Here is a 14,497-nt window from a genome sequence, read left to right on the forward strand (position 1 = left end):
TCAGACAAGCCACGCCATGCGCTCACCGTGCATGGCGGCGCGCGCGAGAGCGGCAGAAGTCGGGACCCCGCCGTCCCACCTGGTGAGCCCCACGACGCTGAACGCGGGCTGCCCCGGCGGCGGGACGAGGTCGTCGCGATCGGGCAGCACGTGGTGCAGCCCGACGGTGTAGACCTCGTCGCTGACCCACCAGAGCGCGCGCGTCCCGGCGAGTTTGGCGACCGCGGCCACGAAGTCCGCGCGGTCGCTCTCCGACAGGTAGGGCAAGACGTGGCTGGTGATCACGACCAAGGGGACCGAGGTCGGGATCAGCGCGGCGGCCTTGTCGAGGTCCGCGATGGCGTCGCCGCGCACCAGCTGCGGGGGGCTCTTGCGCTGGAGGGCGGCCGCGGTGCTGAACAACCGTTGGCGTTCGGGTTGATCCGCCCAGATGCAGGCTTCCAGCCACGCGGCGGCGTCTTCGTCAGCCAGGTCTACCGGCGCGCGGTCTAGACCGACCCGCTCGGCGACAGCGAGCTTCTTGGGGATGGTCGGCAGCACCGCGTCCGAGCCCAACTCGAGCGCACAATGCAACCCAAGAGGCGTCTTGGTAGGGCCAACGACGATCTGACCGGACTGCTCTGTCTGGTACCGGTAGCCGTACCGGTCGAGGTTGAGAAGGAGCCCGGCAGAGCAACCGACTTCCAGCAGCCCGATGGGGGCGCCTGCCTGTTTGGCCGCCAACGACACCGCCGGGTAGAGCAGCGCGGCCCGGCGCACCTCGTTGGTCTGCGTGGTGTGCGCGGCGACGAGTGCCCGGATCTTCTCGGACCGCTCGACGACGAACTGGCGGAACATCGGCCACGTCGCGGCGTCGACCCCGTAGCTGCCACCCATGGACGGGTAGTAGTTGACCAGCTCGTGGAACGGCTCGGCCTGCAGCGCCCGGTGCACGGCGGCGAGCAGCAGGGTCGCCGTCTCGAACCCGGGCTGGGCGGCGGTCAGCAGGTCGGCGACGCCGTCGTCCTCGGCGGCGCGCTCGGCGAGGTGCTGGTAGAGCGGCGACACCCCGGCAGCCTCGACCTCGGCAAAGCGCCGCAACCGGTGCTTGACCTCGTCCAGCGACACGGTCACGGCGTTCCCTCCGTCCGCCCGGGTTGTCCCCAACCCGGCAGTTAGACCTTCGGCTCCGGTCGTCCCGGTTGCTCGCCCCCGCGCGCCTCACCGTAAGAGCGCTTGGGCACCATCACCTTCCGGCGGAAGGTGCAGACGACTGTTCCGTCCTGCTTGTAGCCCCGTGTCTCGACATACACAACCCCCCTGTCGTCTTTCGACTTGGACGGGGTCTTGTCGAGCACCTCGGTCTCACCGTAGATGGTGTCACCGTGGAAGGTCGGCTTCACGTGCCGCAACGACTCGACCTCCAGGTTCGCGATGGCCTTACCGGACACGTCCGGCACCGACATCCCCAGCAGCAGCGAGTAGATGTAGTTGCCGACGACCACGTTCTTGCCGAAGTCGGTGGTGTTCTCCGCGTAGTGCGCGTCCATGTGCAGCGGGTGGTGGTTCATGGTCAGCAGGCAGAACAGGTGGTCGTCGTACTCGGTCACGGTCTTACCCGGCCAGTGCTTGTAAGTGGCACCGACCTCGAACTCCTCGTAGTAGCGCCCGAACTGCACTGTGTGCCTCCTATGTGACCGGCGAGTAGGGATCTGTGTACGACGGCTCCCGCCCAGGTGCAACCGGTGTGTGAGCCAGGGCACCGCGTGTGAAACGCGTTCGGTTTTGCCGCCCTGTGGCCGGGCGGTCGGTGTACGGGGGTACGCTGTCCTCCCGGCAGGCCCGCGCGTCACGCGCCCGGCCGCCGTCGACCTGAGGAGGTGAGACGCATGGGCGACCCCACCGGTCATGAAACCGACACTGGATGCAGTAGTCCCCGCGTCCCCTCCGGAGGTGCACGCCGCCGCTAGTGGCGGGCACCGTGTCACCGGCCGGGGCGCTCAGCAACCCCGGTTATGCCATTCGGCCAACCGGTCAGCCGCGTCGGTGCGCGACGCGTGTCGCTGGAGGTCTGATGCCCGCCATTCCCTCGTTCGGCGGCCTGAGAGGTCGCACCACCCGGGTCGCGCCACCGACGGCGCCGATCCCGGTGCCGCTGTCGGCGTACGTCGTCGACTGCGGGGTGTACGTCGACGGGTCGCGGCTGCCCGGGCGGTGGACGCACATCGACGCGGTCGCCGAGGTCCGCAGGCGCGGCGAGGGCTTCGTCTGGATCGGCCTGCACGAGCCGGACGCCCGCCAGATCCAGGGCGTCGCGGAGACCTTCGGGCTGCACGAGCTGGCGGTGGAGGACGCCGTCCAGGCCCACCAGCGGCCCAAGCTGGAGCGCTACGACGACAACCTGTTCATGGTGCTCAAGACGGTCCGCTACGTGGAGCACGAGTCGCCGACGACGGCCAACGAGATCGTCGAGACCGGCGAGATCATGGCGTTCCTCGGCGCCGACTACGTGGTGACGGTGCGGCACGGCAAGCACTCCGGGCTGCACGACCTGCGCGCGGAACTGGAGCGCGCCCCCGATCGGCTGCGCGGCGGCCCGGCGGCGGTGCTGCACGCGATCGCCGACCACGTCGTCGACACCTACCTCGCGGTGACCGACGCGTTCGAGAACGACATCGACCTGATCGAGAAGGCGGTGTTCGCGCCGCGCAGCCCGGTCAGCGCCGAGCAGATGTACCTGATGAAGCGGGAAATCCTCGAACTGCGCCGCGCCGTGATGCCCCTGGCCAACCCGCTGCGCCGCCTCGCCGAGGGCTGCTCCCCCCTGGTCCCCGACACCGTCCGCTCCTACTTCCGCGACGTCGACGACCACCTCACCACCGTCTCCGAACGCGTCACCAGCTTCGACGAACTCCTCACCACCCTGGTCGACGCCACCCTGGCCAAGATCACGCTGCAGCAGAACACCGACATGCGCAAGATCACCTCGTGGGCGGCCATCATCGCCGTCCCCACCATGGTGGTCGGCGTGTACGGCATGAACTTCGACCACATGCCGGAAACCCACTGGCGCTTCGGCTACCCGATGGTCATGGCGGTCATCTTCGTGGCGTGCATCGTGCTGTACCGCATCTTCCGCAAGAACCGATGGCTCTGAGCTCGCCGCACCGTTCGCCCTTCTCGATGGGAGGTTCCCCCATGGCCCGGCTGTTGACCAATGTGAAGTTCTGGCTGCTCGCGGTGATCGTCACCTGGATCACGGTGGTAACGGTGATCATCGCGGAAACGCCGGGGACGTAACGGATTTCCGCTTCGGTCGCTGGCGGTCCTGTGTGGACTGAGTGGGGTATACACCCGGGCAGAACCACAAAGCAGGGGCCGAAAAACAGGCCCTGCCGCGTGGGCGACGCTACGGGTGCCGTTCCCCCACACAAAACAAGTCCGCCCCATCGAGCCAGCTTGGCACCAGCGACTCCGAGGAGCGTTGTTCGGCCAACGCCTCAGAGGGCGTGTTGGGGCCAACGTCGTAGAAGGGCACGTTGGGGCCAACGTCTGTGAGGGCCGGGTGGTTGGCCAACGTCCGTGAGGGGCACGTGAGGACCATCGTCTGCGGGGAGTGTCAGCCGCGGGTGGTGTGGGCTAGGGAGCGGAGGTGGGCGACTAGTTCGTCTGTGCTCAGGGGGTTGACGCTGAGCCAGGGGGTTTCTTCGGCGGGGGTGGTGGCTAGGCGGTAGCGGCCGCGGGGGGTGTCTAGCCAGCGGAGTTCTTGGCCGGTTCGGTGCCACTGGTCTTCGGTGTCGTCGCGGGTGGCTACGCCTGCTTGGCCGTTGCCGAGGACGGGTTGCAGGTGGGAGACCATGCGGCGGGTTACTCGGTCGTCGATGCCGTGGGCGTGGAGCAGGTCGTCGATCTCGGTCTGGGTCATCGGGGTGGGGGTGCCCGGGCTGTCGGGGTCGGGCATGCGGGCGAGCATCACCGCGAACGCCTCTTCCAGAGGGCGCATCGGCAGGCTGAACGGGGCGGTCAGCGGGGTCTCGGCGCGCGGGATCATCCGGGTGACGCGGCCGAGGGCCTCGTCGACGGTGGCGGCCCACATGCGGATCAGGCCGTTCGGGTCGGACTGGTCCTGGGTCAGCACCAGTGCCTCGTCGCGCACCGCCAGCACGGCGATCCCGAGCGTCCCGGACGGACCGTTGAGCACGATGTCCAGCACGCCGGTGCACGCGCGCAGCAGGTAGACGAACTCCTCGGCCACGTCGAGCGGGCCGCTGTCGTCGGCGAGGCCGCGCTCGGCGAGTTCCTCGGCGGCGGCGCGGTAGAGCAGGCCGCGTTCGAGGTCGGAGGTCGCTGCGGCGGGCACCTCGATCGGGAACGGCGGCTGCACCTCGGCGAACGCGCACAGCAGGTCGACCTCGACCGGGTGCAGCGCGACGCCGGGGGCCAGCGGCGCGGTCACGGGTTGGTGAAGCGCTGCGCGGAGTTGTCGTCGCTGTCCTGGTACCCGGCGGCGGAGCGCTCGGCGCTGGCGACGAAGTCCTCCATCCGGCGCAGCGCCTCCTCCAGCTGGCCCTTGAGCCCGGTCTCCCCGGCGAGCCGCTCGGTGAACTTGTCCGCCAGCTCCTGGCCGACCGGGCTGGTGCCCAGCATCGGCAGGTAGGCCGGGGTGGCCAGGTCGGCGACCTCGGCGAAGATCGCGTTCAGGTCGGCGCGGACCTCCTCGACCGCGGCCGCGAACTCGCGCACCTGGTCGGGCTCGACCCGCCAACCGCCACCGGCGTTGGGCTCGTCCATGCTCACTCCCTAGCTCAGGCGCCGATGACCGGCGGGGCCGCGGTCAGGTCGGCCGTGGTGAACGGGTCCTCCTCGATCGGCACGCGCCTGCGGTGCTCGCCGTCTTCTTCCTTGTCGCGCGCGCTGCCCGGGGGCATCCCGTAGCCGCTGCCGGACCGGCCGTGCGGGTCGGTGCCGAAGCCGCTGGCCCGACCGAACCGGCTCCCGCCGCGGCTGCCGTCACGCCCACGGCCACCGCCGGGGACACCGGAACCGCCGCCACCCGCGAGTCCACCTCGGCCGGTGCCGGACGAGCCCGCACCCGCACCCGCGAGGCCACGACCCGCGCCGCCACGACCACGGCTGCCGTCAGCGCCACGGCCACCGGCCCCGACGCCGGAGCCGAGCCCCGCGCGACCGGATCCGTTGGCACCACCGCGGCCACCGCCGCCGAAACCGCCGGGCACGTACCCGCCGCCACCGAGGCCGATGTTGCCGGGGCCGTTGCCCACGTTGCTGTTGATGCCGCCGGGCAGCTGGCCGCCGGTGCCGACACCGGTGAGGCCGCGCCAGTGGTTCTCCCAGCCCTTGTCGAACCCGGGCGAGAGCGACGGCGTGGTGCCCATGCTGGGCCCACCGCCGAAACCGGGTACCGGCGCGGACGGGTCGGACGGTCCGCGGCCGGGGCCACCAGGGACGGTCACACCCGGACCGGGGACGCCCGTGCGCGGCGGCTGCGGTTGCGGCCGGTTCACGCCGGGGTCGACGCCGTCAGCCGGGGTGCCGAAGCGCGGGGTGGTGCCATCGATGCCGAGTACGGCTGTCTCGAAGCGCTGCATGGTCTGCACTGCCTTGCGCTTCATCTTCTTCTTGTTGCTACCGAAGCCGAACGCGCTGGCGATACCACCGAGCGCCGCACCGAAAGCGGCGCCGACAGGCCCACCGATCGCGAAGCCCGCGGCAGCGCCACCGCCCGCTGTAGCGAGGAACGGGCTGCTCGGGGAGCCGCCGGGCATCGTGCTCTGCGCCGAGCGCAACGCGCCACCGGCGTCCTGGATCGGGTCGGCCATCTGCTGCGCGGTGCCGCCGAGCTGGGAGATCCACGCGGCGTTGCTGACCACGGTCCGCGACGCGTCCTGCGACGCGCTGCCGGACCAGAACTGCAGCAGCTTGGCCATCGAGCCGGACAGGTCCTTGGAGGCCTGGGCGACCTTCTCGCCGTAGCGGGCCCACTCCCCCGCCAGCATGTCCAGCTGGCCCGCGTTGGCCTGGTCGCCGACCATGCGCTGCAACGACTTGAGCGAGTAGCCGTCCCAGTGGACACCGCCGGTCACGTAGCTGTCGTCCGCCTCGCGGCGGCGCCTGCGCTCCTGCTCGGCCGCCCGCCGGGCGGCAGCGGCGTGCTCGGCCTGTTCGGCCATCCGGCGCACCACGTCGTCGAGACCGGCGATCATGCCCGTGCCCTCCCTCACGCTGTAAAACCGACCTGTGGCTGCCCCGCCCCGGGCCGTTCCCGCGGTCCAACCGTAGCCGATAGGACGGACGATCCGGGAATGTTCGCCGAGGTTAGTACCACAGTTCGGCGGCTAGTGACCTGATGCCCGCGCGCAGGTCTTCGCGGGTCAGGGGGTTGACGCTGACCCAGCCAGTGGAGTCCGTGCCCAGTCGGAACCGACCGCGCGCGGTGTCGAGCCAACGCACCTCTTCCCCTACCCGGCCCCACTCGTCGGCGTACCCGCGGCGCTCTGCGACCCCGGCCTGACCGTTGCCGAGAACCGGCTGTAGGTGCGTGGTCATCCTGCGGGCGGTGGTGTCATCGATGCCGTTGTCGCGCAGCAGCCGGTCGACCTCGTGAGCGTCCAGCTTGCGCGGTTGTTCGTCCGTGCCGGTGGCGGCCTGGATGGCGCGGTAGGCCTGATCGAGCGCTCGCTGCGAGAGGCTGAACGGCGCCGCCATACCGGGACCGTGCTCTGGCACCAAGTCGACTAGATGCTCGATCGCGTCGTGCAGCGAGAGTGCGACCACGTGCACTCTCGCACCGGGCAGTCCGATGTCCTGGCGGACGAGCAGCGCCTCGTCACGTTGCGCCAGCACCAACGCGCCCCGGCTCTGCCCGAGCCGCGCGACCATCAAGTCGACCGCGCCCGCGCTGTTGCGCAGCAAGTGGACGAGGTCGCCCGCCACGCCGCGTGGCCCACGGCCGTCCGCCAGCCCTCGCCTGGCCAGCTCCCGGCGAGCCACCGCGAACGCTTCCCTGCGGTCGCCGATCGCGCCGATCCGCAACGGGAACGGCGGCGACACCTCGGCGAACGTGCACAGCAGGTCCACCTCGGCCGGGTGCAGCGAGGCCTGGCCGCCGTCGCGGTACCCGGAGTCGGACTCCAGGCCGGTGGACATCTCGGTCACCTGGTGCCGCCCGAGGAGGGATCACGCCTCTGCAGGTCCCCGCGCGCGGTGTCGTCGACGTCGAGGTAGCTGTCGCGCACCCGCTCGGCGCTCTCGATGAACCCGTCCATCTTCATCATGGCCTGGTCCAGCAGCGTCTTGAGCCCGTTCGGGCCGTTGAGCCGGTCGCCGAACTTGCGCGCCAGCTGCTCGCCGACCGGACTGGTGCCCAGCTTCGGCTCCTTGCCGTCCATGCCGTCGACCTTGAGCTGCACGCCCTCCAGCCCGAACCTGGCCGCCTGCACGGCCCGCGTGAACCCGGCGAGCTGATCGGGGTCGATCTTCCAGAACCCTTGCGTGGTGCCGTTGGTCGGCTGCACGGGACCGGCGCCGTCCGGCCTGCCTGCGGAGGGGGACGTGGCGTCGGCGGGGGTGGTGGAGCCCGGCTCGGTGTGACCGGGGGTGGTGTTCGGCGCGGTGGGGTTGGTGCCGGGCTTGGGGTCTGGGGGCTGGTTGTTGCCGCCACCTGGGGCGGGCTTGCCGTAGTCGGGCGCGGAGCCGGACGTGGGCGGGGTGCTGGGCCTGTGGTGGTGGTAGTCGCCGCCCTTGCCCGCCCGGGGTGTCCAGGTCGGCGCGCTGGGGGTCGGCGCGCTGGGGGTGGGCGTGGTGGGGACGGGAAGGGGCTCGGGGGCAGGCACCGGCGCACCGGTGACAGGACCACTGAGGACCGGCTTCGGCTCGGGCTGCGTGGCGGGGTACTGCTGACCAGCACTCGGCGGCGGGGCACCCCAGTTCCCCGGCCCGGCAGTCGCGTCGGGTAAGGGGTTCACCGACGGCTGCGGGGGGTGGGCGGTCGCGTCCGGGTAGCTGGGCCGAGCCCACGCATCCGGAGGCTGGGTGACCGGATACGGCTGCCCACTCACATCCGGCGCGAACGGCGACTGGTTTGCCGCGTGCGCGTGTGCGTCTGGGGCGAACGGTGACTGGTTCGCGGGGTGCGCGCTCGGGTCTGGGGTGTAGGGGGCCTGGTTGGCCGGGTGTTGGGCGGCGAGGCGGGCGGCCAGGTCTGGGGAGAAAGCGGTCGGGACGGTCGCGTCTGAGGGGACGGTCAGGTGAGGGCGGCCGTAGTCCTGCGGGGCGTACTGGTGCTGCGGGTAGTACTGGGGGGCCGCCTGCTGCGGGAGCGGGAGCGGGGGCGTGGGCGGGGCGGGCAGCGGGGGGATCGGGGCGGGTGGGGTCGGGATGGGGTCCGGCACCGGTGGGGCGGGGATCGGGTCCGGGGACGGGGGCGCCGGGATCGGGTCGGGGGTCGGCGCCGGGGTGGGGGTGGCGGTCGGCAGGGCGCCGAGCACGGGGACCGCGACGGTCATGCCGTCGGGGACGTGCACGGGGAACTGGTGGGTCGCGTCCGACTGGGGGGTGTTCTGCTCGCGCATCGTCGTGGTCTCCCTGGCCTCAGAGCCCGATCACCGGTGGCGAGGCCTTCTGGTCCAACAGGAACGGGTCTTCCCCGTCGTACGGGTAGCGCCTGCGGTGGTCGGCACCGCCCTCGCCGCCCTGGCCGCCGCCCATCGCACCGCCCATCGGCATGCCGCCGCCCATGCCCGTGCCACCACCCGCGGCGCCTGCCGAGGCGGCCATGCCCGCGGCGGGGACGGCCGGTCGGGGGTTGTTGCCGGTGAGCGCCTCGGTCGCGCCGACCGAGCCGCCGTACTGCAGGGGGCCACGTCCCGCGTCCGCTCCGACAGGTGCGGCGCTGAGGCCACCGCCGCCGGAGTAGCCGCCCGCGGAGCCGCCGCCGTCGCCGAAGCCCTGCGCGGTGGTGCTCGGGTCGCCCTTGGTGAGGTCCTCCCAGCGCTGGACCGGGTCGGCGGAGATCGGCGGGGGCGGGGTCTGGCTCGGTGGCGCGGTCGGCGGCGGTGTCGGCTCGGTGACGCCGGGGCCCGAGTCGGACACGGGCTCGGCGAAGCGCGGGGTGGACTGGTCGATGCCGATGACGGCGCCCTCGAAGCGGCGCATGGCCTCGACCGCGCGGGCCTTGAGCTCGGCGACCTTCTGGTCGGCGGCGAACGCGCTCTCGGTGCCCGCCGCGGTGCCGTTGACCGCGGACACGAGCGGCCCCCCGGCGTCGAGGCCCCGGGCGGCGCTGTCGGCGGCGAGCGCGGGCGGTACGGCGGGCTCGGCGGGGATCTCGGGCATGGCCGCCTGGACGGCCTTGAGCGCGTTGGCGGCCTCTTCGATCGACGGCCCGATGTCGTGCGCGGTCTCCCCGAGGTCGGCGACCCAGCGCGCGTTGAGCTCCACGTCCTGGCGGGCCTGCTCGGCCGCGGTACCCGCCCAGAACTCCATCAGCTGCCCGAGCGCCTCGCCGAGCACCCCGGCGGCCGCGGACACCTGGTCGCCCGCCTCGCGCCACTCCTGGGCGAGCTGCTGCAACTCGGGCGCGCTCGCGCTCTCCTGGACCATCTTGATCAACTGCTCCAGGGTGTACTTCTCCCAGACCACCCCGCCCGTGACGTACCGGTCGTAGCCGTGCCGCTGCATTACCATCGCTCGCTCCCCTCGGTGGCTGACCGGACCACCGCTCCCCTCGGCCCCGTGGACGATCGCTTCCGACGATGACGCTATCCGCTTGGACGCGCGCCGGACACCGACAGTTCCCTTCCCACCACTCCTCGTTCCCGACAACAGCATCGATACAGCGGGCCCCGGTTCGGTTGCCGCCGTGCTCGACTTGGTACCAGGCAACCACGACACGCCCGCGACCGCCGGTGTGGCGAGTGGGCGAACGGCTGGTTACCGGACGTTCACCTCGTCACCCGATCCACGCCAACGAGACCCACTGGGAGCGGGTGCGGGCCGCCGGGGATTTCACCCGGCTGGCGCAGTGTGCGTGGGGCCGTCCGGAGGGGAAGACTTGGCGGGCGGCCCGACCCGGCCGCCCGACCGAGCTGTCCCGAGCGTGGGGAGCGAGCATGCCGCGCGACACCGGTTTCCCCGACGCCGACGCCGAGTACGACTTCCTGCGGGCGCGCCGCCGCCAGGTCCTCGCCCGGCTCAGCGCGTGGCTGCGGCGGGAACCGGACGACGTGAACATCATGCTGCCGTTCGACGAGGTCGTGGCCGCGCTCGGCCGCGCCGGGGAGCGGCGGCTGGGTCTACAGGTGATCCCGCTGGAGTCGATCGTCGGCAGTGTCGACCGGGCGCGGGAGTTCGACCGCCGGTTCCGGCCGACGTCGGCGCAGTCGCGGCAACGCTGGGAACGGCTGGCCCGTGCCTCCCGCCGCGGTGAGTCGACCCCGCCGATCGAGGTCTACCGGGTCGGCGAACTCCACTTCGTCATCGACGGCCACCACCGCGTGTCGGTCGCGCACGCCCTGGGTCTCGGCACCATCGACGCGACGGTCACCGAGATCGTCACCCGGGTGCCCGCCGAGGGGATCCGGCTGCGCGGCGACCTGATCACCAAGGACTACCACCGGGTGTTCCTGGACCGCGTCCCGCTGAGCCAGGACCGGCGGGCCACGATCTCGCTGACCGACCCGTGGGACTACACGGAGCTGAGCGAGGCGGTGGAGGCGTGGGGGTTCCGGTTGATGCAGGACGAACAGCGCTTCCTCGACCGGCCCACCGTCGCGCGGCGGTGGCACGAGGAGGAGTTCACGCCGGTCGTGGAGATGGTCCGCCAGGCGGGGATCGCCACCAACCGCACCAACGCGGAGGCGTACCTCTGGGCGATCGGCGAGCGCTACCGGCTGATCCGTTCCCACCACTGGGACGACGACGTCCTCAACACACTCCGCCTCAACACACTCCGCGGCCGCGACTGACCCTCGCGGATCAGGTGGTGGTGGCCGAGGGTTGGGCGCGTTGGACCACCTGGTCGGCGAAGGAGTCCAGCAGTCGGGTGCCGAGTTGTTGGGAGTAGCCGAGGACCAGCGCGAAGATCAGCAGCGCCGCCTGGTTGCCGACCAGGTCGTGGAGCAGGCCGGTGCGCAGGATGAGAACTCCGACGACGGCGAGGATCGCGCCGAGGAGCACTTTGACCACGGCTTGGTACGGGGTGAGGGTGTAGGGGACGACGCTGGGTTTGGTGCGGAGTAAGAGAACTACTACCGCTATAGAGGCGCCGAGCATGCCCATGAGTTGGAGCCACCAGACGTCGCCACCGGTGGGTGTGCCGGTGCCGGTGGGGCAGATCGCGTCGGCGCCGGTGCCCAGGCACAGCGGGAGCATGTGGTCGTGCAGCGCGGTGAGCCAGCCCACGGCCAGGTTGATCGCGAGGAGCAGCAGGCCGAACAGGATGATCCGGTTGCGCAGGCTCCGCACCGCCGTGGCGGCGTCGTGCGAGGCCTGGTGCATCCCGCGCAGCGCCACGAGCACGACGTCCCGGCGCGCGGCGTCCCCGAGGACGTCGAACGCGGCGGGGGCGAGCGCCCTGGCCCGGGGGTCGCGCTCGGGGAGCTTGCGGGTGACCGTGGCCCGGATCGCGGGCATCCGGCTCGGCAGATCCGGACTGGACGCGACCAGCACCTCGTCGGCCAGGTGCACCGCGCGCCACGCCCGTTCGATGTTGACCCCGGAGTACCAGCGCGCGGGAGAGCTCTTCAACTCCACCGCCCGAGCCGCGATCCGCATGGCGACGTGCACCGCCTGCGGGACGTCAGCCGGGCGCTGGTCGATCTCCGCCTGCAACCGCTGGAGCCGCTCCACCACCGACATCCGCCACGCCGAGGCCGGGTGCAACTCCTCCACCCGCGTCGACCAATCCCCACCCCCGCCCACCGTCTCGGACCGCCCGGCCGCCGCGGCGACCACCAACTCCCCCACCACCGAAGGCCGAACCTCGGTACCCATCCCGCATCGCCCCATCCACCAGGCAGCGCACCACTCAGTGAATGACGTCGACCCCCACCCCCAGAACATAACGACGGCACAAGCCCTATCGAGATCACTGCCCGAACGGGCAATCGCCGCTGCCCACCCAAGACACCAAGGACCCGAACCCACCACCCAACCGCCGCGTCCTGCGCGGTCCACCATGACCTTGAACAACCCCGGCGCGCAGGCTGATCACCACGCCCGCCGGTCGCGCACACAGCACCTCCCTTCTACACAACGACCCGTGCCACATCACCCCCACTTGGACCGCGGACACGACGCGATGCGCCCACCGCAGTCCGAGGCTCTCGCCCCAGCCAACCGCGCGAACGCCACTGCCACCAAGGCCGCCTCGACAAACCGGGATCCATCGCAGTGGCGGACACCGGAAACACGCCATGCGCCATGCGCCATGCACCGGGCACCATGCGCCATGCACCGGGCACCGGGCACCGGGCACCGGGCACCGGGCACCGGGCACCGGGCACCGGGCACCGGGCACCGGGACGAGGCAACCACGGCCGTCCGGGACTCGGGGCAGGTACGCCGCCCGGGACTCGGGGTGGCTCGTGTCGACGGACTCGGTCGATATCTGGCGTTGGCAAGCCTCAACTCGGGTCCTCGGCGGCGTTCCAGGAGACCAGCGGGCCGCAGGAGCGGTTCGGCCGTAGCGGCAATGCGGTCGTAGCGGCGGCGGGGTCGTAGTGGCGGCGAGGTTGTGGCGGTGGCGTGCTTGTCCGGGCCGGTCTGGTCCTGGACAGGCTGCCCCGCCCTGTCCACGCCACGGGAGCCAAGGTGGCGTGGACAGGGGGCCGGGGTCAGACGGTCAGGTTGGCCAGATCTGGATGGCGCGGACGACGAAGGGGGTGGCTGGGACGTAGGTGCCCAGGCCTGGGTAGGTGGTGAAGTCGGACTCCGTCGCGCACTCGGAGGATTCGTAGACGGTCACGTCGTGGCGCAGGAGGTTGGCCAGGGAGCGGGATTCGCGGCCTAGGACCAGGCACTCGCCCACCACGACCGAGCCGATGCCGAAGGTGCCGGATTCGCCGTGGAAGGACAGGCCTGACCACAGGCAGAGTTCGCCTCGTTCGCACGGTACGGCGGGCGACGCCACGGCTGGGGTCACCAGGCCCAGCAGTGCGAGCACGGTCAGGAGTGCCGCGCAGACCCTGGAAAAGATCATCTCTACCACCTCGATCCCCGTGGACCGCCCCTGGTGGGCGGTCCGACGGGGACCAAGATGGCAGAGTGTCAAGACCGGTGTGGAAAGTTGTCCACAGCCCCACTCGACCGAGGTCAGCCGGTGTGGGTGAGGGTGCGGCCGTCCTTGGGGTCGAAGAGGTGGAGCTTGTCCGGGTCGAACCAGACCTCGGCCTCGTCGCCCTCCTTGATGGGGGAGGCGGCGGAGAGGCGGGTGACGATCTGGGCGCCGTTGTCGGTCATCTCGGCGGAGCCCGACTCGGCGGCCAGTTCGTCGAGTTCGGCGGATGTCGCGGTCTCGCCCTCCACCAGGAAGTAGGCGAACTTGTCCGACCCCATCGACTCCATGACCTCGACGGCGGCGGTGAACGTCCCGCCTGCCGAGCGCTCGGCCTCGTCGAGCAGCGAGGCGTCCTCGAAGTGCTCCGGCCGCAGCCCGACGATCACCTCGCGCGGCGCCGACGACGACTCCACCAGCCGCCGGATCCGGTCGGTCAGCGGCACGGGCCCCAGCGGGGTGCGCAACTGGCCGTCGGCCAGCGTGGCGGGCAGGAAGTTCATCGACGGCGACCCGATGAACCCGGCGACGAACAGGTTCACCGGCTGCTCGTAGAGCGACTGCGGCGACCCGATCTGCTGCACCACTCCGCCGCGCATCACCACGACCCGGTCGCCGAGGGTCATCGCCTCGGTCTGGTCGTGGGTGACGTACACCGTGGTCGTGCCGAGCCGCCGTTGCAGCTTGGCCACCGAGGTGCGCATCTGCACGCGCAGCTTGGCGTCCAAGTTGGACAGCGGCTCGTCCATCAGGAACGCCTTGGGGTCGCGCACGATCGCGCGCCCCATCGCCACCCGCTGCCGCTGGCCGCCGGAGAGGTTGCCCGGCTTGCGGTCGAGGTGCTGGCCGAGGTCGAGGATGCGCGCGGCCTCCTCCACCTTGCGGTTGACCGTCTCCTTGTCCACGTGCGCGAGCCGCAGCGGGAACGCCATGTTCTCCCGGACGCTCATGTGCGGGTAGAGCGCGTAGGACTGGAACACCATGGCGATGTCGCGGTCCTTGGGCGCCCGCTCGTTGACCCGCTGCCCGTCGATGCGCAGTTCGCCGCCGGTGATGTCCTCGAGCCCGGCGATCATGTTGAGCGTGGTCGACTTCCCGCAGCCGGACGGGCCGACCAGGATGATGAACTCGCCGTCGGCGATCGTGATGTCCACATCGGACACGGCGAGCGCGCCGTCCGGGTACCGCTTGCTGACCTTGTCCAGAACGATCTCAGCCATGCCC

The 14,497-nt window shown here is 71.3% G+C and carries 13 protein-coding genes; 2 read left to right on the plus strand and 11 right to left on the minus strand.

Features of this window, described 5'->3' with window-relative positions:
* Both BMY07_RS28275 and BMY07_RS28280 read right to left on the minus strand, forming a co-directional pair.
* A complete protein-coding gene (locus tag BMY07_RS28275; RefSeq protein ID WP_092785383.1) occupies window positions 1–1,113 on the minus strand; it encodes a DUF2332 domain-containing protein in 1,113 nt (370 codons plus the stop codon).
* Between the two features lie 41 nt (window positions 1,114–1,154).
* Complete coding sequence (locus BMY07_RS28280; protein ID WP_342741564.1) at window positions 1,155–1,691, minus strand: MaoC family dehydratase; 537 nt, start codon at window positions 1,689–1,691, stop codon at window positions 1,155–1,157.
* Window positions 1,692–2,053: 362 nt separating this feature from the next.
* On the opposite strand from BMY07_RS28280, the gene BMY07_RS28285 reads away from it, so the two are divergent.
* The gene (locus BMY07_RS28285) at window positions 2,054–3,136 is read left to right on the plus strand and encodes a magnesium and cobalt transport protein CorA (RefSeq protein WP_092785387.1); all 1,083 of its coding nucleotides are present in this window, start codon (window positions 2,054–2,056) and stop codon (window positions 3,134–3,136) included.
* A gap of 462 nt (window positions 3,137–3,598) precedes the next feature.
* On the opposite strand, the gene BMY07_RS28290 is transcribed toward BMY07_RS28285, so the two are convergent.
* The 6 genes from BMY07_RS28290 to BMY07_RS28310 all read right to left on the minus strand — a co-directional run bounded on the left by BMY07_RS28290 (window position 3,599) and on the right by BMY07_RS28310 (window position 9,684).
* Window positions 3,599–4,435 (minus strand): ESX secretion-associated protein EspG, encoded by an 837-nt coding sequence (locus BMY07_RS28290; RefSeq protein WP_177215837.1) that lies wholly within the window; start codon window positions 4,433–4,435, stop codon window positions 3,599–3,601.
* The gene (locus BMY07_RS34615) at window positions 4,432–4,770 is read right to left on the minus strand and encodes a hypothetical protein (protein ID WP_170224632.1); all 339 of its coding nucleotides are present in this window, start codon (window positions 4,768–4,770) and stop codon (window positions 4,432–4,434) included. The genes BMY07_RS28290 and BMY07_RS34615 overlap by 4 nt, the downstream gene beginning before the upstream one ends.
* A 14-nt stretch (window positions 4,771–4,784) precedes the next feature.
* On the minus strand, window positions 4,785–6,221 hold the full coding sequence (locus BMY07_RS28295) for a hypothetical protein (RefSeq protein WP_143073682.1): 1,437 nt from the start codon (window positions 6,219–6,221) through the stop codon (window positions 4,785–4,787).
* 94 nt (window positions 6,222–6,315) lie between these two features.
* Window positions 6,316–7,146, minus strand: a complete 831-nt coding sequence (locus BMY07_RS28300) for an ESX secretion-associated protein EspG (RefSeq protein ID WP_092785393.1) — start codon at window positions 7,144–7,146, stop codon at window positions 6,316–6,318.
* Between the two features lie 5 nt (window positions 7,147–7,151).
* Window positions 7,152–8,570 carry a hypothetical protein gene (locus BMY07_RS28305; RefSeq protein ID WP_092785395.1) on the minus strand — a complete coding sequence of 473 codons (1,419 nt, stop codon included), beginning with the start codon at window positions 8,568–8,570 and terminating at the stop codon, window positions 7,152–7,154.
* 19 nt (window positions 8,571–8,589) lie between these two features.
* On the minus strand, window positions 8,590–9,684 hold the full coding sequence (locus tag BMY07_RS28310) for a PPE domain-containing protein (RefSeq protein ID WP_177215838.1): 1,095 nt from the start codon (window positions 9,682–9,684) through the stop codon (window positions 8,590–8,592).
* Window positions 9,685–10,109: 425 nt separating this feature from the next.
* Here BMY07_RS28310 and BMY07_RS28315 point away from each other — a divergent pair, with 425 nt between their 5' ends.
* Complete coding sequence (locus tag BMY07_RS28315; protein WP_092785399.1) at window positions 10,110–10,964, plus strand: ParB N-terminal domain-containing protein; 855 nt, start codon at window positions 10,110–10,112, stop codon at window positions 10,962–10,964.
* A gap of 10 nt (window positions 10,965–10,974) precedes the next feature.
* On the opposite strand, the gene BMY07_RS28320 is transcribed toward BMY07_RS28315, so the two are convergent.
* From BMY07_RS28320 to BMY07_RS28335, 3 genes are all read right to left on the minus strand, one after another.
* Window positions 10,975–11,991, minus strand: a complete 1,017-nt coding sequence (locus tag BMY07_RS28320; RefSeq protein WP_092785401.1) for a hypothetical protein — start codon at window positions 11,989–11,991, stop codon at window positions 10,975–10,977.
* A gap of 850 nt (window positions 11,992–12,841) precedes the next feature.
* Window positions 12,842–13,198, minus strand: coding sequence for a peptidase inhibitor family I36 protein (locus BMY07_RS28330; protein ID WP_092785405.1), 357 nt, complete (start codon window positions 13,196–13,198; stop codon window positions 12,842–12,844).
* Between the two features lie 113 nt (window positions 13,199–13,311).
* Complete coding sequence (locus BMY07_RS28335; RefSeq protein WP_092785407.1) at window positions 13,312–14,493, minus strand: ABC transporter ATP-binding protein; 1,182 nt, start codon at window positions 14,491–14,493, stop codon at window positions 13,312–13,314.
* Between the last annotated feature and the right edge of the window lie 4 nt (window positions 14,494–14,497).

This window comes from Actinokineospora terrae (assembly GCF_900111175.1).
Lineage (GTDB): Bacteria > Actinomycetota > Actinomycetes > Mycobacteriales > Pseudonocardiaceae > Actinokineospora > Actinokineospora terrae.

Coding starts and splice junctions, on each gene's coding strand:
- BMY07_RS28315 (WP_092785399.1), top strand. CDS start 10,110: ATGCCGCGCGACACCGGTTTCCCCGACGCCGACGCCGAGTACGACTTC.
- BMY07_RS28300 (WP_092785393.1), bottom strand. CDS start 7,146: ATGTCCACCGGCCTGGAGTCCGACTCCGGGTACCGCGACGGCGGCCAG.
- BMY07_RS28305 (WP_092785395.1), bottom strand. CDS start 8,570: ATGCGCGAGCAGAACACCCCCCAGTCGGACGCGACCCACCAGTTCCCC.
- BMY07_RS28335 (WP_092785407.1), bottom strand. CDS start 14,493: ATGGCTGAGATCGTTCTGGACAAGGTCAGCAAGCGGTACCCGGACGGC.
- BMY07_RS28310 (WP_177215838.1), bottom strand. CDS start 9,684: ATGGTAATGCAGCGGCACGGCTACGACCGGTACGTCACGGGCGGGGTG.
- BMY07_RS34615 (WP_170224632.1), bottom strand. CDS start 4,770: ATGGACGAGCCCAACGCCGGTGGCGGTTGGCGGGTCGAGCCCGACCAG.
- BMY07_RS28285 (WP_092785387.1), top strand. CDS start 2,054: ATGCCCGCCATTCCCTCGTTCGGCGGCCTGAGAGGTCGCACCACCCGG.
- BMY07_RS28320 (WP_092785401.1), bottom strand. CDS start 11,991: ATGGGTACCGAGGTTCGGCCTTCGGTGGTGGGGGAGTTGGTGGTCGCC.
- BMY07_RS28330 (WP_092785405.1), bottom strand. CDS start 13,198: ATGATCTTTTCCAGGGTCTGCGCGGCACTCCTGACCGTGCTCGCACTG.